This window comes from Paenarthrobacter sp. PPS72, assembly GCF_048537125.1.
GTDB lineage: Bacteria > Actinomycetota > Actinomycetes > Actinomycetales > Micrococcaceae > Arthrobacter > Arthrobacter nitroguajacolicus_E.
Map to the genome: position 1 here is coordinate 12,377 of NZ_JBLYIE010000060.1, position 20,042 is coordinate 32,418.

Below are 20,042 nucleotides of genomic sequence, written 5' to 3' on the forward strand. Positions count from 1 at the left end.
CCATCCGATAGACAACAACCGATCTGAAATGAGGTGGCGCATGAGTGCAATCGCACCGCCTGCCACGGCGGAAACGTCACCGCCCACCCCGGACTACTCCGAGTACAAGCTGGTTCCGGCCCGGCATCCCTGGCGATGGGTGGGCACCGTACTGGTAGCTGCCGGTGTCGCAGCGATTGTGTGGTCGCTGGTCACCAACCCGCGCTGGGAGTGGGGAGTGGTGGCCGAATGGTTCACCGCGCAGTCGGTGGTCAACGGACTCCTTGAGACCCTCAAGCTCACAGCCATCTCAGGTGTCCTCGGCTTTGTCCTCGGTTTCATCCTTGCCCTCATGCGCCTGTCCGCCTCGCCGCTGCTGGTCTCGGTGTCCTGGACGTTCTCCTGGATCTTCCGCTCCACGCCTCTGCTGGTCCAGCTCCTGCTCTGGTACAACCTGGGCTACCTGTACGAGAAGATCAGCCTGGGCATCCCCTTCACTGATGTTCGCTTCTTCGAGGCCCAGACCACCACCCTCATCAGCCAGTTCGCCGCAGCCGTCCTCGGCCTGACGCTGAACCAGGCAGCCTACTCCGCCGAAATCATCCGCGGCGGCATCCTCTCCGTGGACCAAGGCCAACTCGAGGCCGCCTCCGCCTTGGGCATACCGGCATGGAAGCGTTCCACCAGGATCGTGCTGCCGCAGGCCATGCGCGCCATCCTGCCCAACGCCTTCAACGAAATCATCGGCCTGGTCAAGGGCACCTCGATCGTTTACGTCCTTGCCTACTCCGAACTCTTCTACACGGTCCAGGTCATCTACAACCGGACCCAGCAAGTGCTTCCCCTGCTGCTCGTCGCCACGCTCTGGTACGTGGTGATCACCTCGGTGCTGAGCGTTTTCCAGTACTACATCGAGCGCCACTTCTCCAAGGGTGCCCTGCGGACCCTGCCGCTCACGCCGTTGCAGAAGGCCCGGAAGTTCTTCACCACCCACGTAGCTGCCACTCCCACCAAGGACGCCCGATGAGCATCATCGCTGCACGCACAGAATCCACGACGACGGCCTCGTCGCCTAACGAAACTGCCGCCGGGACTGCCGAAACTCCAGCCGGCACGACGGCGGGCCGGCCCGCCGAGCCGCAAAAGCCGGCCACTCGCGGGCAGGTGGACATCACGAATGTCCGGAAGTCCTTCGGCGCCACCGAGGTCCTCAAAGGCGTCACTTTGTCAGTTCCGCCCGGCGGCGTGGCGGTGATTGTCGGTCCCTCGGGCTCCGGCAAGTCCACCCTGCTGCGCACCATCAACCACTTGGAAAAGGTGGACGGCGGCTACATCACCATCGACGGCGAACTGGTGGGCTACGAGGTCCGTGGCAACAAGCTCCATGAACTGCGCGAAAAGGACATCCTCAAGCAGCGAACCCACATTGGCATGGTGTTCCAGAGCTTCAACCTGTTCCCGCACCTCACCGCCTTGGAGAACGTCATCGAGGCGCCCATCGTGGCGCAGAAGCGGTCCAAGGCAGAAGCCCGGAAGCGCGGCCTGGAACTGCTGGACCGGGTGGGCCTGAGGGATCGCGCCGACGCCTACCCCCGCCAGCTCTCCGGCGGCCAGCAACAGCGTGTCGCGATAGCCAGGGCGCTCGCACTGGATCCCAGGATTCTCCTCTTCGACGAGCCAACCTCGGCATTGGACCCGGAACTCGTCAACGAGGTCCTGGACGTCATCCGTGAACTCGCCAAGTCCGGCACGACGCTGATCGTGGTGACACACGAGATGGGCTTCGCCCGGGACGTCGCGGACACCGTGGTCTTCATGGACCAGGGCCAGATCGTCGAGTCCGGCACACCCCAGGAAATCTTCGCCAATCCCCGCGAGGAACGCACCCGCAGCTTCTTCTCCAAAGTCATCGAACCAGCCTTCAACATCTAGGACACCCCATGCTTCGCAAGACCCACGCCTTCGCCACCAACAAAAGCAGGCTCCTGGCACTCGCTGTACTTCCCGCCGTCGTGCTTCCAGTGCTGGCCGGGTGCTCCGATCCTGGAGCGTCGGCAGCCCAGCCGGAGTCCGAAGCTGCCAAGAACGGCATCGTCTACAACACGTCAGTGGAGCAGAACCGGATCCGTGGTGAAAAGGACGCTGCCGCTACTTCGAAGGTCCCGGAAGCCATCGCCAAGGACGGCAAGCTGACCGTTGCCACCACCGCTGGCGCCATCCCGCTGTCCTTCCACGCTACTGATGACAAGACGCCGATCGGCGTTGAGGTGGACATTGCCCAACTCGTTGCCGACAAACTGGGGCTGGAACTGGATCTCCAAGTGACGTCGTGGGAGAACTGGCCGCTCAAGACCCAGTCCGGCGACTTCGAGGCCGTCTTCTCCAACGTAGGCATCAACGCGGCCCGGGTGAAGCTGTTCGACTTCTCCACCTACCGCGCCGCGTACATGGGCTTCGAGGCCAAGAAGAGCTCCACGTACGACATCAAGGGCTCGGACGACATTTCCGGCCTGAAGATTTCCGTGGGCTCGGGCACCAACCAGGAAAAGATCCTCCTGGCCTGGAACAAGGAACTCGAAGCCAAGGGTAAGGCGCCGGCCACGCTGCAGTATTACTCCTCGGACGCCGACACCATCCTGGCTCTCTCCTCAGGCCGCACGGACCTCAACCTGGCACCCTTCCCTTCGGTGACGTACCGGGAGAACACCCGTGACGACCTCAAAGTGGTAGGCAAGGTCAACGCCGGTTGGCCCGCTGAAACACTGGTGGCTGCCACCACGCTCAAGGGCAACGGACTCGCCCCGGCCATCACGGACGCCCTGAACTCCACCATCGAGGACGGCTCCTACGGCAAGGTCCTTGAACGCTGGGGCCTCTCCGAGGAAGCCATCCCGGAATCCAAGACAGTTACTGAAGCCACTTTTGTGGTTCCGGCCGGGACCGGCAAATGAAGTTCCAGGTCCTGGACATCATTCCCCATCTGAAGAACCCGGTGACGGGGGAGATCGTCTCCACTGCTGATCGCCTGAACCAGGTGGTGGAGACGGCCCGGCGTGCGGAGGAACTCGGCTACGACAGCTTCTCCGTAGGGGAACGCCACGCCGGCGAGTTCGTCTCGTCATCCCCGACGACGGTCCTCGCCGCGATTGCCGTCGTCACCGGCCGCATCCGCCTGCAGACCGGTGTCACCGTGCTCTCCGTCCTGGATCCGGTGCGCGTGGCCGAGGACTACGCCACCATCGACCAACTGAGCCGCGGCCGCCTGGAACTGGTGATCGGCAAAGGCAACGAAGTCCTGCAATACCCCCTTTTCGGCCTGTCCCTTGATGATCAGTGGGACCTGCTGGCGGAAAAGTACGCGCTCCTCCGCTCCCTATGGCGCAAGGAAAGCGTCACCTGGTCAGGCCGCTTCCGGCCCGCCCTCACCGAGCCGACCACGACGACGCCACGCCCCTTCGCGGGGTCGCCCCGGATTTGGCACGGCTCGGCTACAACCCTGACGTCCGCTGCGCTCGCCGCCAAGTGGGGAGACCCGTTGTTTACGGCCAACGCCATCCAGCCGCGTGGGAACTACAAAGTCCTGATCGATCACTACCGTGAAGAGTATGCGCGCCACGGCCACGATCCGCGGCACCAGTACCTCGGCTCGGGCAGTGGAGCAGGAGGGGTTTTCCTTGCGGACACCACGCAGGAAGCCATCCGCCAGTATGGACCTGTTTACGAAGGGCTGACCGCCAACCGCAACGTCCCCGGAAACAACTCACCCTTCCGGGACATCCAGCACGCTGTAGCCGAAGGGCCGGCGCTCGTGGGCAGCCCGGAGCAAGTGATCGACAAGATTCTCAGCTACCACTCGCTGTACAAGCATGATCTTCAGTCGATCTCCCTGCCCACCACTCTGCCGTTTGAGCAGCAGTTGGAGATCCTGGAACGCTTCGCGCTGGACGTCATTCCGGCCGTCCGGGCCTCCGCGCCCAGCACCCTGTGGGAATCCAGCGACCCGTTCGGTGGCCGACCCGGATTCGCCGGCGCCACCGAAGCCGATGCCGCAGCAACCGTCACAGCAGACCACGCCTTCAACAGGACGGACAACGCATATGTCTTTGCACACTAACAGCGCCACGCACGCTGAAACAGCACTCGAAACCTTTGACCAGCAATGGCAGGAGTGGCACGCCGCCCATGAGAGCCAGCGCGCCCACCCGCACGGCTTCCTCGCCGTGACCCACCTGCACTGGCTCAGCAACGAAGCAACCCGACTGGACGGTGTGCCGGGCAGCTGGAGTGTGGAGGCCGACGTCGTTCGTGTGGTCCTGGAACCGGGTGAAAGCCTGCAGCAAGACGGCGTGGAACTGAGAACCGGCGAGCCGCTTGAGTTCGGGTCCATCGAGGAACGCGGCGGCATCAACCTGGTCTCCGGCGACACCGTGATCGAGGTGGCCAAGCGCGGCGGCGAGTACATCGTGCGGCCGCGGAACCCTTCGAACGCCCTGTTGCGGGAGTATCAGGGCACGCCCGCCTACACGCCCAATGCCGCGTTTGCGGTGGCCGGCACGTTCGTCCCGTTCGAGGCTCCGCGCCCCACCACGGTGGGCGCCGCCGTCGAAGGCATCCAGCACGTGTACGAGGCTCCGGGTGAGATCCGTTTCAAACTGGCCGGTGAGGAGCTGGCACTCACAGCGTTCAACGGTCACGCACCGGGTTCGCTGTCCGTGCTGTTCACCGACCAAACCTCCGGCAAGACCACCTACGCGGCCAACCGCTCGCTGTCCGTGGTCCCCGCGGCTGATGGTTCCGTGCAGCTGGACTTCAACCGGGCCGTCAACCTGCCCTGCGCCTACACGGATCTCGCCACCTGCCCGCTGCCGCCCGCCGAAAACCGGCTTCCGGTGGCGATCGAAGCCGGCGAAAAGATTCCCTACGAACGTCAGGACCAGCAGTGACTACTTTCGAAGAACGCAAGGCCGGGTTCCTGGCCATTGAATTGGACGGTGCGGGGTATGAGAACCTTGCCGCCGCCGTCCTCGCGGCCGAATCTGCCGGCTTCCACGCAGCGACGTTCAAGGACACGCCGGAGGCCGGCCGGGCCAATGCCCTGCAGCGCGCGGCTTTCGCAGGGCCGGTGACCCGGACCATCGCCGTGGTCCCCGAAGTAGATACGGTCTACACGGAGCCTTTCCACGTTTCCACGCAGCTCGCGAGCCTGGACTACGTCTCCGGCGGCCGGTCCGGGTGGATCGCTACCGCAGTTGAGTCGCCCGAGGCTGCTGCCGCCGTCGGACGCTCTTTTGTTCAGGGCGAGGCGTTGGCGCAGGAAGCCGCCGCCTCCATCGAGGTGGGTCGTCGGTTGTGGGACTCCTGGGAGGATGACGCCGTGATTCGCGACGTCGCTACCGGGCGGTATATCGACGTGGACAAGCTTCACTACGCGGACTTCGAGACGCCCGCGGACTTCACTGGACCCGCCTATTCGGTGAAGGGCCCGTCCATCATTCCCAGTCCCCTCCAAGGGCAGTTGCCCGTGCTGGCAGCGGCGTCGCTGTTGGGGGAGGGCTTGGTCCCGGTCGAGGCGGTGGACGCGGTGCTGGTTAACGCGCCGACGCCGGAACTGCTCGCTGCCGAGATCGGCGATGTGCGCGCCCGGCTTGGCTTGTCGGTGGCGATTGTTGCCGAGCTCGACGTCGTCCTGGACTCGCGTGGACAGGCTGCGGAGTCGCGTTCCTTGACGCTCCGGGCAGGCGGGTCCGCTCAGGAAAGCGGCCGTGCACGCTTTGTTGGCTCAGCGGACAGCCTCACTGAACTGCTCGAATCGCTTCTTCAGGAGGCCGACGGCGTTCGACTCCATCCAGCAATTCTGGACGTGGAGCTGGAAGAACTTTCCAGGCTCGTCCTCCCGGAGCTTCGACGCCGCGGGGTGTTGCAGCCTCCCATCCAGGACGGCACGTTCCGCGATGTCCTCCGCCTGGCACCGGCGGAGAACCGTTATTCGACCAACGTCGCGGCTATAGCTGCTGCCGGAAAGTAGGGGAACACCATGACACGCGAGATTTTCCAGCCGAGCGGCCGGATCCAGTTCGGGATTTTCTTCCAGGGCGTCAATTCGGGCACCATCTGGAAGGCCCCGGAATCCGGTTCCCAGACGGACTTCGAATCGTTCCGCCACATTGCCCAGACCGCCGAGCGCGGCAAGTTCGCTGCCTTTTTCCTGGGTGAGGGGCTGCGCCTGCGCGAACACCTTGGGCGTCCCCACGCTCTTGATGTGGTGGGCCGGCCTGACGCCCAGACCATGCTTGCCGCGCTTGCCGCAGTTACCAGGAACATCGGTTTGGTGGCCACGCAGAACACTACCTACAACGACCCCGCGGACCTCGCGCATCGTCTGTCCTCACTGGACCTGATCTCCGGTGGACGGGCAGCGTGGAACATCGTCACCACGGACAACGCCTGGACCGGCGCGAACTTCCGCCGCGGTGGATACCTGGACCATGCCGACCGCTACAAGCACGCCGAAGCGTTCGTGGAAACGGCCAAGCGTATTTGGGACTCGTGGGAAACTCCCACCGGACCTGCCCGGCGCGTTCTCCATGAAGGCCAGCACTACACCGTTGACGTGACGCCGCGCCTGCCGCGCAGTGCCCAGTACCGCCCCGTGCTCTTCCAGGCAGGCGATTCCCTGGACGGCCGCGACTTCGCAGCCCGGCAGGCAGACGTGATCTTCTCCGCCCACCCCAAGTTCGATGACGCCGTGGAGTTCCGCCGTGACATCGTGACCCGCTCCATCGCAGCGGGACGCGGTGCCAATGCCGTGCAGATCATGCCTGCCAGCGAATTCATCCTCGCCGCCACCGATCAGGAAGCGCAGGAGAAAAAAGCGTGGGTCCGGAGCCTGCAGATCGGTCCGCAGCAGGCTGTCGCCTACCTTGAACAGTTCTGGGGCAGGGAGCTCTCCTCCTACGATCCCGATGGTCCCCTTCCCGGGATCGATCCCGTAGTGGAGGAAACCTCCGAGACCCGGGGCAGTGGATTCCATGGTGCCAAGGCCCGCCAGCTCGCGGACCAGTGGAGGGCCGAGGCGAAGGACAAGGGTCTCTCGATCCGCCAGTTCGTAATCTCCAAGACGGCACGCATCGATGCCACGTTTACAGGCTCCTACACGGCCGTGGCAGATCACCTCGCTGAATTCGCGAGGGTTGGGGCCGTGGATGGGTTCAACATTTCGCCGTGGCTGATTCCCACCGGTTTGGACGACATCGTGAACCACTTGGTGCCCGAGCTCCAGGAACGCGGCGTTTACCCAACGGAATACCGCGGCACTACGCTGCGCGAAAACCTGGGCCTGGAGACTCCGGTGCGGTCCGGAGAGCCGGTGCAGCTCTGATGAAGGCAGAACGCCTGGTGAAGGCCCTGCTGCGTCGGCTCGTCTTCCAGCCGGGCCAACCAGGAACAGCGCCCGACGGCGGCGGCTCGGGTGCCGCCGTCGTCGACGTTACGCGCGGAACGGTCAGCCTGCAGCTGACAGTGTGGGGGCAGGCGCTGTAACGGCGAACTAGAGGAGTTCCCTGAACACGTTCCAGCCGGTGCCAGCAGGCCCGTACGGACCATTAAGGCCTGTGGTCAGGGCCCCGGTGGAATACAACACGAGGTTGCCGTTGGCGTTGATGGCAACAAGGTCGTTGTACTTCTGGTGGCGGTAACTGCCCAGGCCTGCCACATCCTGGAAGTCATTCCAGCCGCTACCCATGTAAGCCTGGGAACCCCAGCCGCCCTGACCGTCGGCGGAATACAGCTGCAGGCCACCACTGTGGTCCCGGCCGAAGACTTCCACAGTGCCGTCACCGTTCATGTCGCCGCCAGTGATGATCTTGTTCATGACCTGCCAGCCCCAACCCACCTTGGTTGGCGCGAGCCAGCCGCCGTTTCCATCGCCCGGGTACAGGAACAGATCGCCGCCCGCGTTTCGTGCCAGGACGTCATTGCTGCCGTCACCGTTGAAATCCCCGGGGCCCACGATGGAATCGAAGATGTTCCACCCGGCACCTACCTGCCGGGTGGGAAGCCAACCGCCGTCGCCGTCTCCGGGGTAAAGGAACAGTTGGCCGGACGCGTTCCTTGCCAGGAGGTCATTGAATCCGTCGCCATCGAAATCTCCGGGAGAGAAGACCGTGTTGAACATGTTCCAGCCGGCCCCGACCTGCCGGGGTTCATCCCACGAACCGGCATAGCCCGGGCACGGGCCCTCACACCTGCCTTCGTGATAGACGTACGTCCTCGGGTATAGGACGAGCCGGCCATCGTGGGTGCGGGCCAGGGGCTCGAAGTTACCGCGGCCGGTCCAGCCCATGGCGCGGCTGGAGGCTTTGATGGGCTTGGTCTCGGCGCTGAGCTGTGTCCCGGTGGGGCAGCCTGGTTCGCCGGGGGTAAGCGGGTAAACCCTCAAGGAGATGCGGCTGCCTTTATCCTCGGGGAGGACCCGCAAGGTTTCACCCTGACGCTCGGCAGGAAGTGGTTCGCCGTCCCGCAACCATTCCAGAGTGATCGCATCGCCGGAGCCGTCCGGGTTCCTGCAGCCCCAATAGTCGTAGTTGTACTGCCGGCGCATTTCAGAGCCGACGTACGGAACGCCGTCGATAAACGGTGTCGGCTGGTTTGCAGCAGTGGCTGGGCCGGCAGCGGTCAACCCGCAACCCAAGAGTCCGATTGCCAGTGTGGTCGTAGCTGCGCGCTTCAACGAGCGCGATCGAAAGATCCCCATTTTTCCCCCCCGGAAAGTGTCGCGCGCGCGTCGTTGCCGCGTGGTGTGTGCTGAGGTTATCGCACTTCCGTGCGGGAGGTCAGGGGTTGACGGGTGCCACCATGAAGACGTCGACGGGGTCCTCGGATTCCAGAACGAAGCCGTGACGTTCGTAGAGGCGACGGGCAGGGCTACCCTGCAACACGTTCAGACGGAACGGGCGCTCGTCTACGGAAGCAGACATCACATGGCGAAGGACTGCGCTGCCCAACCCTTTGCCCTGATGTGCCGGAGCCACGTAGAAGTGTTCAATCCATCGGCTGTCCGGCTCGGGGCGGACAGCGATCACGCCTGCGTCTACGCCGTCGGAATGAATGATGTAGCTGTGCTCGGGCCGGAAGCCGTTCAAGAAGCGCTCGCGGACGCGTACAGGATCGAAACGCTGCAACCGCTCGAGATCCGGGCGCATCACTACTGCGCGCAGTTCGGCAATCCACGCGGCGTCGGTGGCCACGGAGGGGCGGAGGGCAAAGTCAGCGGACATACCATCAAGCCTATGCCGGACGATTCGAGGCCGCCGAAAACCATAGGATGAAACGGACGAAAGGTGCAGCCACGATGGTCACACGCGAAGAAGTAGAAGCAGCGTACTCACGGACGGCAGGCTGGGTTCGCCACACGCCGCTGGCCGAGAGTGGCAACCAGGAGCCGTACCACCTGTGGTTCAAGTGCGAGTTCATGCAGCACACCGGCTCCTTCAAGGCACGCGGCGCTTTCAGCAGGCTTCTCACGGCGAAGGAAAACGGCGAGCTCAACCCCGAGGTTGGCATCGTGGTGGCTTCCGGTGGGAATGCAGGGCTTGCCAATGCCTACGCAGCGACCAAACTTGGAGTACCGGCAACTGTGTTCGTCCCTGAGTCGGCACCAGCCAACAAAGTCCATAAGCTCTACGCCATCGGTGCCACCGTAGTCCAAGGCGGAGCCGAGTACGCGGAGGCCTACGCTGCTGCGATTCGCTTCGCCGAGGAGAAGGGCGCGCTCTACTGCCACGCCTATGATCAGCCCGAGATCGTGGCCGGCGCAGGTGGCGTGGGGCTCGAGCTCCTTGACGAACTGCCCGACGTCGACACGATCCTCGTTGCTGTTGGCGGCGGCGGGTTGATGGGCGGTATTGCTGCGGCGGCCGAAGGCAGGGCACAGGTGGTGGGCGTCGAGCCCGAGACAGTCCCCACCCTGCACACGGCGCTTGCCCAGGGCGAACCCGTGGATGTGTCCGTGTCCGGGATTGCCGCGGACTCCCTCGGAGCCAGGCGGATCGGAGAGATCGGCTTCGGAGTTGCACGGCGTACCGGTGTCCAAAGCCTGCTGGTGACGGACGAGGACATTGTCCAAGCGCGCCGTGCCCTGTGGGAGAAGCACCGCATCGTGGTGGAGCACGGCGCTGCGGCGGCCTACGCGGCGTTGCTTTCGGGAGCCTACGCTCCACGGGCGGGCGAAACCGTTGCTGTGATCCTCTGCGGAGCCAACACCGATCCCGCCCACTTCTAGTTCGATTGGCGGCGCAAGAATCCCCGCCGGTTGGTGTCCGGCGGGGATTCGGCGTCGGCAGGGTGCCCTGCCACAGCGGTTCCTACTTCTTGGGCAGGCCTGCCGGGTTCAGCTCGGACGCAGGAATGGCCTCGGATGAGAGTCCCCAGCGGTCCAGGATCTTGGCGTAGCTTCCGTCCTTGATGAGGGTGTTAAGAGCCGCCTGTGCGGCGACGGCAAGTCCGTTGCCCTTCTGGGTGGTGAAGGCGATCTCTGCCTTCAGCGGCCAGCCACCTTCCAACGTGCCCACTTCCTTGGTCTTCCCGTCTTTCGCTGCCTTGTATGCGGCGGACGCATTGGGTCCGAACGTGAGGTCCGCACGGCCGGACTGAAGGGCGAGCTGGGACGCTGAGTCGTCGTCGTAATACTGGAACTCAACCGGCTTCAAGCCGTTCTTCTTGTTCTCCTCGTCCCAGCGCACCAGGATGGCTTCCTGATTGGTGCCGGAGCCCACGATGATCCGTTTTCCGGCTACATCCTTGGCTTCCTTGATGGTGGAGATGTCCGAGCCGGTCTTGGCGTAGAAGCCCAGGAGGTCGTTGCGATACGTGGCGAAGTCGAACTTCTCCTTGCGCGCCTCGGTGACCGTGACGTTGGAAAGGACTGCCTCGTACCTGCCGGATTCGACGCCCAGCGGCCAGTCGGCCCACGCTACCGGGAGCACCTCTACCTGCAGGCCCAAGCTCTCGCCCACCGCGTAGGCAATATCCACTTCGCTGCCAATAAGCGTCTTGTTGTCCGTGGCGAATGTGCTCAGCGGGGGAGTGCCGCCGGTGGTGACCACAGTCAGCTTGCCATCCGCTTTGATCGCGTCCGGCACCAGTGCGGCCGCGGAAGAGTCCACCGCCACCTTGATGCGGTCCTGCTGCGGGGTCAGGTTGAACTCTTTCGTGGACGAGCTGGATGAAGCGTTTGCGCTTGCCGATCCCTGCGGGGCTGAGGCCCCCGTTGCGGCCGTCGCCCCGGGATCCGAGCAGGCCGCCAGCCCCAGTAGCGCCGTAGCGGCCAGCGCCGCGGTGACGCCGGTCTTGAGAGCAAAGCGTGCCATTTTTTCTCCTTGGGTTCGTCGCGATCATCGCGAGAGCGGGGTCTGATGCGTCGTTGTGGCTGCAACTATCCGGCAGCCCCCAGGAGTGGGTCAAAGCGATGTGAAACGTTGGGATACAGGGGTTCACGGCGGTTAATCGGGCGTCGAACGGTGTCACAAAACAGCCCCAAAAACCGCCGGAAAGGACCGCGCGACGCAACTCACAGAAATAAGCCGGGGGCCGCCGTCGTTGTCGCTAGAGTGCCCGGCAATCAACCGTGCGGGTGCCAAAACGTACCGAAAGGCTTTCCTGTGACTGTTCCTCTTTCCATCCTCGACCTGGCAACCATCGGGAAGGGCCAGACGGTGGCGGAAAGCCTCGCGGGCAGCGTGGCCATGGCGCAGAAAGCCGAAGAGCTGGGCTATCGCCGCGTCTGGTACGCCGAGCACCACAACATGTCTGCCATTGCCTCCTCCGCTACCAGCGTGCTGATCGCGCACGTCGCAGCCCACACCAAGACCATTCGCCTCGGGGCCGGTGGCGTCATGCTGCCCAACCACTCGCCGCTGACCATCGCTGAGCAGTTCGGCACCTTGGAGACACTGCACCCGGGACGGATTGACCTGGGCCTCGGACGTGCCCCCGGCAGCGACCAGAACACCATGCGCGCGCTGCGCCGCGACCACACGTCCTCAGACCGCTTCCCGCAGGATGTCCTGGAACTGCAGGGCTACCTCACCGGCCCCACCCGTATCCAGGGTGTCGAAGCGACGCCGGGCAAGGGCACCAACGTGCCGCTGTACATCCTGGGGTCCTCGCTGTTCGGCGCGCAATTGGCCGCCCAGTTGGGTCTTCCGTACGCCTTCGCTTCGCACTTTGCGCCCGCTGCACTGCAGGATGCCGTCGCCATCTACCGCCGCGAATTCAAGCCCTCGGATCAGTTGTCCGAGCCGCACGTGATCGCCGGTGTGAACGTTACTGCTGCGGACTCCAACTCCGAGGCACAGGCCATCCATCTCGCTGTGAAGCGCGCCCGCGTCTCACTGTTCTTTGGTGGCGGCCGGGAGTTCACCGATGACGAGGCTGACATGGTGCTCGATTCACCGCAGGGCCAGCACATCGCCCAAATGATGAAGTTCTCCGCCGTCGGAACCAAGGACGTAGTGCGCGACTACCTCGACGAGTTTGCAGCGTTCGCCGATGCCGACGAACTCATCGCGGCGCACCAGAGCATCGGGACTGATGAGCGCCTGCGGTCGGTGGAACTCGTGGCCGAGGTAGCGGGGCTTGTGAGCGCGTAGGGCCCGGCGGCTACCGGCCCCGAATGAGGTGAGCCAGGAGCGCCACATGCAGCGAGGTCCTCGATTCGGCGTCATCCAGGTCTACGGCCAGCAGTTCCTCCAACTTGGCGAGACGGGCATAAAGCGTGGGTCTGCTCAGGTAGCCGCTGCGTGCCATGGCGGCTTTGTTGCCACCGGACCCGAGATAGAGGCCCAAGAGCTCCAGATATTCACCCTTGCCCTCTGCTTCCGCCTGGAGGACGGCGGACAATTCCGACTCCACGAATTGCTGGACGCGGGGATCCTTGCGTAAAAGAGCCAGCAGCCCGCGAAGGCGTACGTCCGTGGCTCGATAGTAAGGCTTGCCCTCTCCGCGAAGCGTTGCGGCGCTCTCCGCTACATGGGCGGCTTCGTCGATGCCCGCAGCGGCTTCCAAAAGCGTTGCCTTCATTCGGCCAACTCCAAGGATCCAGGCACGGGGCGCTGCGGAGTTGGCTTCAATCTCCGGCCCCGCGGCAGCATCGGCCAGGATCTGTAGCGTAGATTCCTCCTGCTGCCTGGCCGGGAGGGCGAGGATCATCCCCACGGAGCCTGACTGGATGCTTGCGGCCAAGGCCGTGCCGGCGCTGGATTTCACTGCCTTGGCCAGCCTGTCCAGGAGTTCGCGCTCGTCCTGCTGCCCGGCCAAGGGGTCGGCGGGCAGGACGGGCGAACCCCACGCTTGGAGGGCGGTCCTGAAAACGAGCGGCACGTAATAGGAAGAGCGTTTCAAGCCCAAGGATCCCGCACGTGCCAGCGCCTCCGCTTCGCTGAGTCCTCGGGGCTGCCGAAGGGAGTTCAGGAGGCCGGCCTGTGCGTGGTGGCTGAGTTCGCGTTGATCGCGGTCCGCCAGGCGGTTGATGGCAAGGGTCTGGGCTGCCCGCTCCAGGACCATAATGGCCATGTCCTCATCGGCTTCCGAAGCCGCCGGAGGCATCGGCACAACCAATCTGCCCCAGACTTGCTGCCGTACCCCGACTGCCGCCTGCAGCCATTGCTCCGGTCCGGACCGTGCAGTGTGCGCCGGGAAGGGGGTGGTCCTGGATCGTCGCTCCCAGTCCTCCAGAAGGTCCGTGGTGGAGACGTGCCGGCCCGCGTAGGCAATCACCAGGTGGGAGAGATCCTCCAGCACTACCGAAGCACCGATCATGGTGGCCGCTTGATCCACCACTCGTTGGGTGTCTGCACTTTCCAAGCTCAGTACCGTGAACGCTTCATGGACGTCCCGGGCGCGTTCCACCCGTTCCAGCTGTTCAGCCACGATCATCCTGTGGACGATCTCCGTGACCTGGACAAACCGCACCCTCCGTTCCACAACAATCACCGGCATTGATGCGTTCCGGGCTGCCTTCTCCAAAGCCTCGCGGCTGCGGTTCCGCTGTCCAACGAGTTCCACGATCAAGCCGGCCGCGCCTGCCGCCTCCAACGAGCGGATGAATGACGCCGACTCCTCCGGGGACTTTTCCAGCTCCAGCCCTGTGGTCAGCACCAATTCCCCGCCCGACAGCAAGCCGCCGACGTCGAGGATCTCGCTGACGTGGACCCAGCGAACAGGTTCGTCCAAACTCTTCGCACCGCCGAGCACGCTGGGGGCGGCGTCCCGCAACACAGGCAGCTCAAGGACGGCACTCACTGTGGGCAGCATTTACACAGTGTAAGGCCAAGTAAAGATTCCTTTACAGATAGCCCCTACTGTGCGCGCTTAACGACGGCCAAACTGATTCCAGCCTTCAAACGTCGGACCGCACCAAGGAGAACTCTTGAACACCATCGAGCACTGGATCAACGGAAGCTACGTCCCCGCCGGAGAGCGTACGGCTCCTGTGACCAACCCGGCCACGGGGAAGGTAACCGGACAGGTTGCCCTGGCCAGCGTGGAGGAGGGCAACGCCGCCGTCGCCGCCGCGAAAGCTGCCTTCCCGGCATGGCGCGATACCTCCTTGGCGCGCCGGACCCAGGTCCTTTTCGCTTTCCGTGAGCTCCTCAACTCCCGCAAGGATGAGCTCGCCGCGATCATCACCTCAGAGCATGGCAAGGTCCTGGATGATGCCCTTGGCGAGGTGAGCCGTGGCCAGGAAGTGGTGGAGTTCGCCTGCGGCATTCCGCACCTGCTCAAGGGCAGCTACACCGAAAACGCCTCTACCAAGGTGGATATCCACTCCATCCGGCAAGCATTGGGCCCGGTTGCAATCATCAGCCCGTTCAACTTCCCGGCAATGGTTCCCATGTGGTTCTTCCCCATCGCGATCGCCGCAGGCAACACCGTGATCATCAAGCCCAGCGAGAAGGACCCCACGGCCGTCAATTGGGTAGCCGAGCTGTGGAAGGAAGCCGGCCTGCCCGACGGCGTGTTCAACGTCCTTCACGGTGACAAGGTGGCCGTTGATACCCTGCTGACGCACCCGGACATCAAGGCCGTCTCCTTCGTAGGCTCCACCCCGATCGCCAAGTATGTCTACGAGACCGCCACTGCCCACGGCAAGCGGGTCCAGGCCTTGGGTGGCGCGAAGAACCACATGATCGTGCTGCCCGACGCCGACCTTGACCTCGCTGCCGATGCCGCCATCAACGCCGGCTTCGGTTCCGCCGGTGAACGCTGCATGGCTGTCTCAGCACTGCTTGCAGTAGGTGAGATCGCCGATGCGCTGGTGGACAAAATCGCTGACCGCGCCCGCAGCTTGCGCACCGGTGACGGCCTGCGTGGTTGTGACATGGGCCCCTTGGTGACGTCCCAGCACAGGGACAAGGTTTCTGGATACGTCGACGCCGGTGAAGCGGCGGGTGCCACGCTCGTCGTCGACGGCAGGGGCGTTGTTCCCGACGCCGAAGGTGACGGCTTCTTTGTAGGCCCCACACTGTTCGACCACGTCACCACCGACATGTCCATCTACCAGGAGGAAATCTTCGGACCCGTGCTCTCGGTGGTCCGGGTGGACAGCTATGACGACGCCCTGGCCACCATCAACGCCAATCCGTACGGCAACGGCACCGCGATTTTCACCAACGACGGCGGTGCGGCCCGCCGTTTCGAGAACGAGGTTGAGGTGGGAATGGTGGGCATCAATGTCCCCGTCCCCGTACCCATGGCCTATTACTCGTTCGGCGGCTGGAAGAACTCCCTGTTCGGCGACACGCATGCCCACGGTTCTGAAGGCGTCGGTTTCTTCACCCGAGGCAAGGCCGTGACCACCCGCTGGCTCGATCCCAGCCACGGCGGGATCAACCTCGGCTTCCCCCAAAACTCCTAAGCGCCCCCAGAACTCCTAACCGCCGACGTCAGGACAACCACCATGACCGTCATCCTTGAACCGACACATATGGACCGCGAGGCAGCACAACGTGCCTACGATCTGGACCGCAAGCACGTCTTCCACTCCTGGTCCGCACAGGACGCCTTGGATCCCATGGTCATCAGCGCAGCAGAGGGATCGCACCTCTGGGACGGTGAGGGCAATAAATACCTGGACTTCTCTTCCCAGTTGGTCAATACCAACATCGGACACCAGCACCCTGCCGTTATCGCGGCGATCGCTGCACAGGCAGCCAAGCTGTGCACGATTGCCCCCAGCTACGTCAACGACGCCCGCTCGGAGGCCGCGCGGTTGATTGCCGAGCGGACCCCGGGGGAGCTGGACCGCATCTTCTTCACCAACGGCGGGGCAGATGCCAACGAACACGCCGTCCGGATGGCCAGGCTGCACACGGGACGCCACAAGGTCCTTTCCGCTTACCGCTCGTACCATGGCGGAACGCATTTGGCAGTGAATATCACCGGGGACCCGCGGAGGTGGGCCAGTGACAACGGGTCCACAGGCACCCTCCACTTCTTCCCGCCGTACCTCTACCGCACGGTGTTTCACTCCACCACCGAGGCAGAGGAAACCCAGCGGGCGCTGGAACACCTGGAACAGCTCATTGAATTCGAAGGCCCCTCCAGCATCGCCGCGATCATGCTGGAGAGCATTCCCGGAACGGCGGGAATCTACGTTCCTCCTGCCGGATACATGCGGGGAGTGCGGGAGCTGTGCACCAGGCACGGCATCGTCTTCATCGCCGACGAGGTCATGGCCGGCTTCGGTCGCACAGGCAAGTGGTTCGCCGTGGAGCATTTTGATGTTGTTCCGGACCTGCTCACGTTCGCAAAGGGCGTGAACTCGGGCTACGTACCGCTCGGTGGCGTCGCCATCAGCCCGGAAATCGCAGCCACTTTTGGTACCCGGGCTTATCCCGGCGGGCTGACCTACTCCGGCCACCCGCTGGCTACCGCGGCCGCAGTCGCTACCATCAACGCCATGGAACGTGAAGGCATGGTGCAGCACGCGGCGAGCCTGGGCACTGACGTGATCGGCCCGGCACTGGCCGGATTCGCGGAACGTCACCAGTCCGTTGGCGAAGTACGGGGGCGGGGTGTCTTCTGGGCAATCGAGCTGGTCAAAAACCGCGGTACCCGTGAACCGCTGGCCCCGTACGGCTCCTCCAGCCCCGAGATGAACCAACTCGTGGCGGCCTGCAAGTCGCGTGGACTCATCCCCTTCGCGAACTTCAACCGCATCCATGTGGTTCCGCCCTGCAACATCAGCATTGAGGATGCGCGGACAGGCCTGGCCATTCTGGACGAGGTCCTGGACATCGCGGACACGTTCGCGGCATAAATCCAAGGAAAAGCTTTACTCATTTGCAATCTACTAGGTAGTCAAGCGAAACCGTCCGGGCGGAGACTATAGCTATCCGCTCCGGAAGGATTCGCCATGCCGACGCACCTGAACCAAGCAGTGGCCGACTCGGCATTGCTCATGAAATCGCTCCCGCTTGGCCTCCTTCGTACCGTCCTCCAGCCTGACGCGGAGAACGGCATCACGCCGCAGTTGTTCGCAGAGCTCAGGGCACTCGCACGGGTCCCGGGTCTGCTGGTGGCCTGCAATTACGGCGGAACGCTCTGCTCCGCTGAGGGAGTGTCAACGGAAACGTTGCCGTTGGATAGCGCTGCCGTGGCCCTCCGTGCGCTCGCGGCCTTGCCGAACACGCATACTGCCATTATTTCAGGGCGGTCATTGCGGGATCTGGCTGCGGTGTCGCGGCTTCCTGCCGAGGTCCATCTGGTGGGTTCCCATGGCGTGGAGTTCGACATGGGATACGCGTACACCTTGTCGCTCGCCACGGAACAGTTGCTCCAGCAAGTGGCGACCGCATTGACGGAAGCAGTGGGTTTCGAGAAGGGCATCAGCATTGTCCGCAAGCCCGTGGGTGTTGCTGTGCATACGCGACCGGCGACCCCCGAGGTAGTGGAGCGGGTGATATTCCTGTCGCAGAAGATTGCCATCGAGTTCGGGCTGTACTTCATCATTGATGGAACAGTGCTGGATTTGACCGTTGAAGAACCGGCCAAAGGCCAGGCACTTGAGCAGCTCCGCGCCCGGCTGGGTGTCAGTGCCGCCTTGTATGCCGGCGACGCCGAAAGCGACGAAAAGGCAATCGCCACCCTGCGCGGACCGGACCTTGGATTGCACGTAGGACCGGGGGATACGACGGCGGCGCACACCCTTCCGGACCCGGAAGCCTTTGCGCACGTGCTGGCTTTGCTGTTCGAACTCCGGCGGGCCTGGCTGTTCGGTGAAGATGCCGTGGGGCTGGAGCGGCATTCGATGATCGGCAATGGAAGCTCCACCGCGTTGCTTACCCCGGACGCGAAGGTCTGCTGGATGAGCCACCCGTTGCCGGACTCCGGGTCGATTTTTGCCCATATTCTCGGCGGTGAACCTGCCGGCCACTTCAGCATCGAGCCGGTGAAGGCATCGCAGGTGCTGGCGCAGCGATATGTGGATAACACCATGATCGTGGAGACGCGCTGGGCCGATGTAACCGTAACCGATTACCTGGAGCCGGCGCCGGACGGCATCACCAGCCTGGTGCGGGTCCTCTCCGGGACCGGCACTGCCCGCGTGGTGTTCGCGCCCCGGCCCGATTACGCCAACGCGCCCTTCAGCATGGAGATCCGGGGCGACGAGGTCCACATCATGGGGACCTCGGATCCGATCATCCTCTCTGCGCCCGGGGCTGCTTTCAGGATCACCAGCGACGGCAAATACGCCACCGCTACCGCTGAAATTCCCCTCCATCACGGACCTGTGGTGCTGAACCTTCGCTGCGGTGACACCGAGCCGCCGTCCGCAGACCCGGCCGGCGAACCAAACCGACGGGCCGCCGTCGGGCAGTCCTCCCGGGACTGGATCAAGGCGCTGCAGCTGCCCACCATCAAGACGTCCTTGGTACGTCGCTCAGCGCTGGTGCTGAAGTCGCTCGTCCACGAGCCCACCGGGGCCGTGTTGGCTGCGCCCACCACATCGCTGCCGGAGGGGATCGGCGGAACCCGCAACTGGGATTACCGGTATTGCTGGCTGCGGGATGGTTCCATGACCGTGAACGCGCTGGTGTCCTTGGGCTCCACGCATGAGGCCGACGGATTCCTGGCTTGGTTGGACCGCATCCTCCAGAATGCTCCAGGGCCCGAGTGGCTGCATCCCCTGTATTCGGTGACCGGTGCGCCGCTTTCCACGGAGGCAATCGTGGAGAGCCTGCCCGGTTATGCGGGCTCGCGACCGGTGCGCATTGGAAACGCGGCAGACCATCAGGTGCAGTTGGACGTGTTCGGACCTATCACCGAGCTGATTCACGATCTTGCCGAACGGCGTGGGTTCCTGCCTGATGAGCATTGGTTCCTCATGGAGCAGATGGCGCACGCGGTGCTGGCCCGCTGGCACGAGCCCGACCACGGAATTTGGGAAGCCCGCAGGCCTCCGAGGCACCACGTGTACACCAAGGTCATGTGTTGGGTAACGCTGGATCGGGCCCTTCGGGCTGCCGCTTTGCATGGGCGTACTGCGCATGCGGATTGGGCGCCCACTGCCGGAACCATCCGTGAGGAAGTCCTGCGGGAGGGTTGGGATTCGTCCGCGGCTTCCTACACCGTGGCCTATGACAGCCCTGACCTGGACGCCGCGGTCCTCCACATCGGACTCTCCGGCTTGCTGGACGTCCAGGACCAGCGGTTCCTGGATACTGTCACTGCCGTCGAACGCGAGTTGCGCGTGGGGCCCACCGTTTTCCGGTACAGGTACGACGACGGACTGCCGGGTTTGGAGGGCGGCTTCCACATCTGCACAACCTGGCTGATCGAGGCGTACCTTGCCGTTGGCCGTTTGGATGACGCCCTGGAGTTGTTCAACCAGTTGGTGGCATTGTTCGGACCCACGGGCCTGCTGCCGGAGGAGTACGATCCCGGCACGGAAACGCACTTGGGCAATCATCCGCAGGCGTACTCGCATTTGGGCTTCATCCGCTGCGCACAGCTCCTGGACTACTATCTGGCCAGCGCGGACGTGGAGTAGTCCAACTGGGTAG

General features: G+C 63.9%; 17 protein-coding genes. 13 read left to right on the plus strand and 4 right to left on the minus strand.

The features are described 5' to 3' along the window. Positions 1-40: 40 nt before the first annotated feature. The 8 genes from ACLRGI_RS20375 to ACLRGI_RS20410 are packed head-to-tail and all read left to right on the plus strand — an operon-like array spanning position 41 to position 7,518. Positions 41-1,006, plus strand: a complete 966-nt coding sequence (locus ACLRGI_RS20375) for an amino acid ABC transporter permease (RefSeq protein WP_419203279.1) — start codon at positions 41-43, stop codon at positions 1,004-1,006. Beyond that, complete coding sequence (locus tag ACLRGI_RS20380; protein ID WP_419203280.1) at positions 1,003-1,911, plus strand: amino acid ABC transporter ATP-binding protein; 909 nt, start codon at positions 1,003-1,005, stop codon at positions 1,909-1,911. Before ACLRGI_RS20375 ends, ACLRGI_RS20380 begins: the two co-directional genes overlap by 4 nt. Positions 1,912-1,919: 8 nt before the next feature. Then, a complete protein-coding gene (locus ACLRGI_RS20385; protein WP_419203281.1) occupies positions 1,920-2,930 on the plus strand; it encodes an ABC transporter substrate-binding protein in 1,011 nt (336 codons plus the stop codon). Further along, positions 2,927-4,093 carry an LLM class flavin-dependent oxidoreductase gene (locus ACLRGI_RS20390; RefSeq protein ID WP_419203282.1) on the plus strand — a complete coding sequence of 389 codons (1,167 nt, stop codon included), beginning with the start codon at positions 2,927-2,929 and terminating at the stop codon, positions 4,091-4,093. The genes ACLRGI_RS20385 and ACLRGI_RS20390 overlap by 4 nt, the downstream gene beginning before the upstream one ends. After that, positions 4,077-4,922 carry a DUF1684 domain-containing protein gene (locus ACLRGI_RS20395; RefSeq protein WP_419203283.1) on the plus strand — a complete coding sequence of 282 codons (846 nt, stop codon included), beginning with the start codon at positions 4,077-4,079 and terminating at the stop codon, positions 4,920-4,922. The genes ACLRGI_RS20390 and ACLRGI_RS20395 overlap by 17 nt, the downstream gene beginning before the upstream one ends. Further along, complete coding sequence (locus tag ACLRGI_RS20400) at positions 4,919-6,004, plus strand: LLM class flavin-dependent oxidoreductase (protein WP_419203284.1); 1,086 nt, start codon at positions 4,919-4,921, stop codon at positions 6,002-6,004. Before ACLRGI_RS20395 ends, ACLRGI_RS20400 begins: the two co-directional genes overlap by 4 nt. Positions 6,005-6,013: 9 nt before the next feature. Then, a complete protein-coding gene (locus tag ACLRGI_RS20405) occupies positions 6,014-7,357 on the plus strand; it encodes an NtaA/DmoA family FMN-dependent monooxygenase (RefSeq protein WP_419203285.1) in 1,344 nt (447 codons plus the stop codon). Then, a complete protein-coding gene (locus ACLRGI_RS20410; protein ID WP_419203286.1) occupies positions 7,357-7,518 on the plus strand; it encodes a hypothetical protein in 162 nt (53 codons plus the stop codon). The genes ACLRGI_RS20405 and ACLRGI_RS20410 overlap by 1 nt, the downstream gene beginning before the upstream one ends. 7 nt (positions 7,519-7,525) lie before the next feature. Here the strand turns inward: ACLRGI_RS20410 and ACLRGI_RS20415 are convergent, their stop codons facing one another. Then, positions 7,526-8,731, minus strand: a complete 1,206-nt coding sequence (locus ACLRGI_RS20415; protein WP_419203287.1) for an FG-GAP repeat domain-containing protein — start codon at positions 8,729-8,731, stop codon at positions 7,526-7,528. 79 nt (positions 8,732-8,810) lie between these two features. Further along, positions 8,811-9,254, minus strand: a complete 444-nt coding sequence (locus ACLRGI_RS20420) for a GNAT family N-acetyltransferase (protein WP_419203288.1) — start codon at positions 9,252-9,254, stop codon at positions 8,811-8,813. 74 nt (positions 9,255-9,328) lie between these two features. Between ACLRGI_RS20420 and ACLRGI_RS20425 the strand changes: the two genes are divergently transcribed. Beyond that, on the plus strand, positions 9,329-10,258 hold the full coding sequence (locus tag ACLRGI_RS20425; RefSeq protein ID WP_419203289.1) for a threonine/serine dehydratase: 930 nt from the start codon (positions 9,329-9,331) through the stop codon (positions 10,256-10,258). A gap of 82 nt (positions 10,259-10,340) precedes the next feature. Here ACLRGI_RS20425 and ACLRGI_RS20430 read toward each other — a convergent pair whose 3' ends face one another. Next, positions 10,341-11,345: an ABC transporter substrate-binding protein gene (locus ACLRGI_RS20430; RefSeq protein ID WP_419203291.1), complete on the minus strand. Its 1,005-nt coding sequence runs from the start codon at positions 11,343-11,345 to the stop codon at positions 10,341-10,343. Positions 11,346-11,636: 291 nt separating this feature from the next. Between ACLRGI_RS20430 and ACLRGI_RS20435 the strand changes: the two genes are divergently transcribed. Beyond that, positions 11,637-12,626, plus strand: coding sequence for an LLM class flavin-dependent oxidoreductase (locus ACLRGI_RS20435; RefSeq protein ID WP_419203292.1), 990 nt, complete (start codon positions 11,637-11,639; stop codon positions 12,624-12,626). Between the two features lie 10 nt (positions 12,627-12,636). Here ACLRGI_RS20435 and ACLRGI_RS20440 read toward each other — a convergent pair whose 3' ends face one another. Beyond that, positions 12,637-14,289, minus strand: a complete 1,653-nt coding sequence (locus tag ACLRGI_RS20440) for a PucR family transcriptional regulator (RefSeq protein ID WP_419203293.1) — start codon at positions 14,287-14,289, stop codon at positions 12,637-12,639. 115 nt (positions 14,290-14,404) lie between these two features. On the opposite strand from ACLRGI_RS20440, the gene ACLRGI_RS20445 reads away from it, so the two are divergent. The 3 genes from ACLRGI_RS20445 (at position 14,405) to ACLRGI_RS20455 (ending at position 20,029) form a co-directional block, all read left to right on the plus strand. Then, the gene (locus ACLRGI_RS20445; RefSeq protein ID WP_419203294.1) at positions 14,405-15,892 is read left to right on the plus strand and encodes a CoA-acylating methylmalonate-semialdehyde dehydrogenase; all 1,488 of its coding nucleotides are present in this window, start codon (positions 14,405-14,407) and stop codon (positions 15,890-15,892) included. Positions 15,893-15,934: 42 nt separating this feature from the next. Beyond that, positions 15,935-17,296, plus strand: a complete 1,362-nt coding sequence (locus ACLRGI_RS20450; protein ID WP_419203295.1) for an aspartate aminotransferase family protein — start codon at positions 15,935-15,937, stop codon at positions 17,294-17,296. Positions 17,297-17,392: 96 nt separating this feature from the next. After that, positions 17,393-20,029, plus strand: a complete 2,637-nt coding sequence (locus tag ACLRGI_RS20455) for a trehalase-like domain-containing protein (RefSeq protein WP_419203296.1) — start codon at positions 17,393-17,395, stop codon at positions 20,027-20,029. Positions 20,030-20,042: the final 13 nt, after the last annotated feature.

Bases quoted from the DNA above. Each gene is read 5' to 3' on its own strand.
- ACLRGI_RS20390 (WP_419203282.1), top strand. From the start codon at position 2,927: ATGAAGTTCCAGGTCCTGGACATCATTCCCCATCTGAAGAACCCGGTG.
- ACLRGI_RS20440 (WP_419203293.1), bottom strand. From the start codon at position 14,289: ATGCTGCCCACAGTGAGTGCCGTCCTTGAGCTGCCTGTGTTGCGGGAC.
- ACLRGI_RS20455 (WP_419203296.1), top strand. From the start codon at position 17,393: ATGCCGACGCACCTGAACCAAGCAGTGGCCGACTCGGCATTGCTCATG.
- ACLRGI_RS20430 (WP_419203291.1), bottom strand. From the start codon at position 11,345: ATGGCACGCTTTGCTCTCAAGACCGGCGTCACCGCGGCGCTGGCCGCT.
- ACLRGI_RS20375 (WP_419203279.1), top strand. From the start codon at position 41: ATGAGTGCAATCGCACCGCCTGCCACGGCGGAAACGTCACCGCCCACC.
- ACLRGI_RS20385 (WP_419203281.1), top strand. From the start codon at position 1,920: ATGCTTCGCAAGACCCACGCCTTCGCCACCAACAAAAGCAGGCTCCTG.
- ACLRGI_RS20425 (WP_419203289.1), top strand. From the start codon at position 9,329: ATGGTCACACGCGAAGAAGTAGAAGCAGCGTACTCACGGACGGCAGGC.
- ACLRGI_RS20405 (WP_419203285.1), top strand. From the start codon at position 6,014: ATGACACGCGAGATTTTCCAGCCGAGCGGCCGGATCCAGTTCGGGATT.
- ACLRGI_RS20410 (WP_419203286.1), top strand. From the start codon at position 7,357: ATGAAGGCAGAACGCCTGGTGAAGGCCCTGCTGCGTCGGCTCGTCTTC.
- ACLRGI_RS20380 (WP_419203280.1), top strand. From the start codon at position 1,003: ATGAGCATCATCGCTGCACGCACAGAATCCACGACGACGGCCTCGTCG.
- ACLRGI_RS20415 (WP_419203287.1), bottom strand. From the start codon at position 8,731: ATGGGGATCTTTCGATCGCGCTCGTTGAAGCGCGCAGCTACGACCACA.
- ACLRGI_RS20395 (WP_419203283.1), top strand. From the start codon at position 4,077: ATGTCTTTGCACACTAACAGCGCCACGCACGCTGAAACAGCACTCGAA.
- ACLRGI_RS20420 (WP_419203288.1), bottom strand. From the start codon at position 9,254: ATGTCCGCTGACTTTGCCCTCCGCCCCTCCGTGGCCACCGACGCCGCG.
- ACLRGI_RS20450 (WP_419203295.1), top strand. From the start codon at position 15,935: ATGACCGTCATCCTTGAACCGACACATATGGACCGCGAGGCAGCACAA.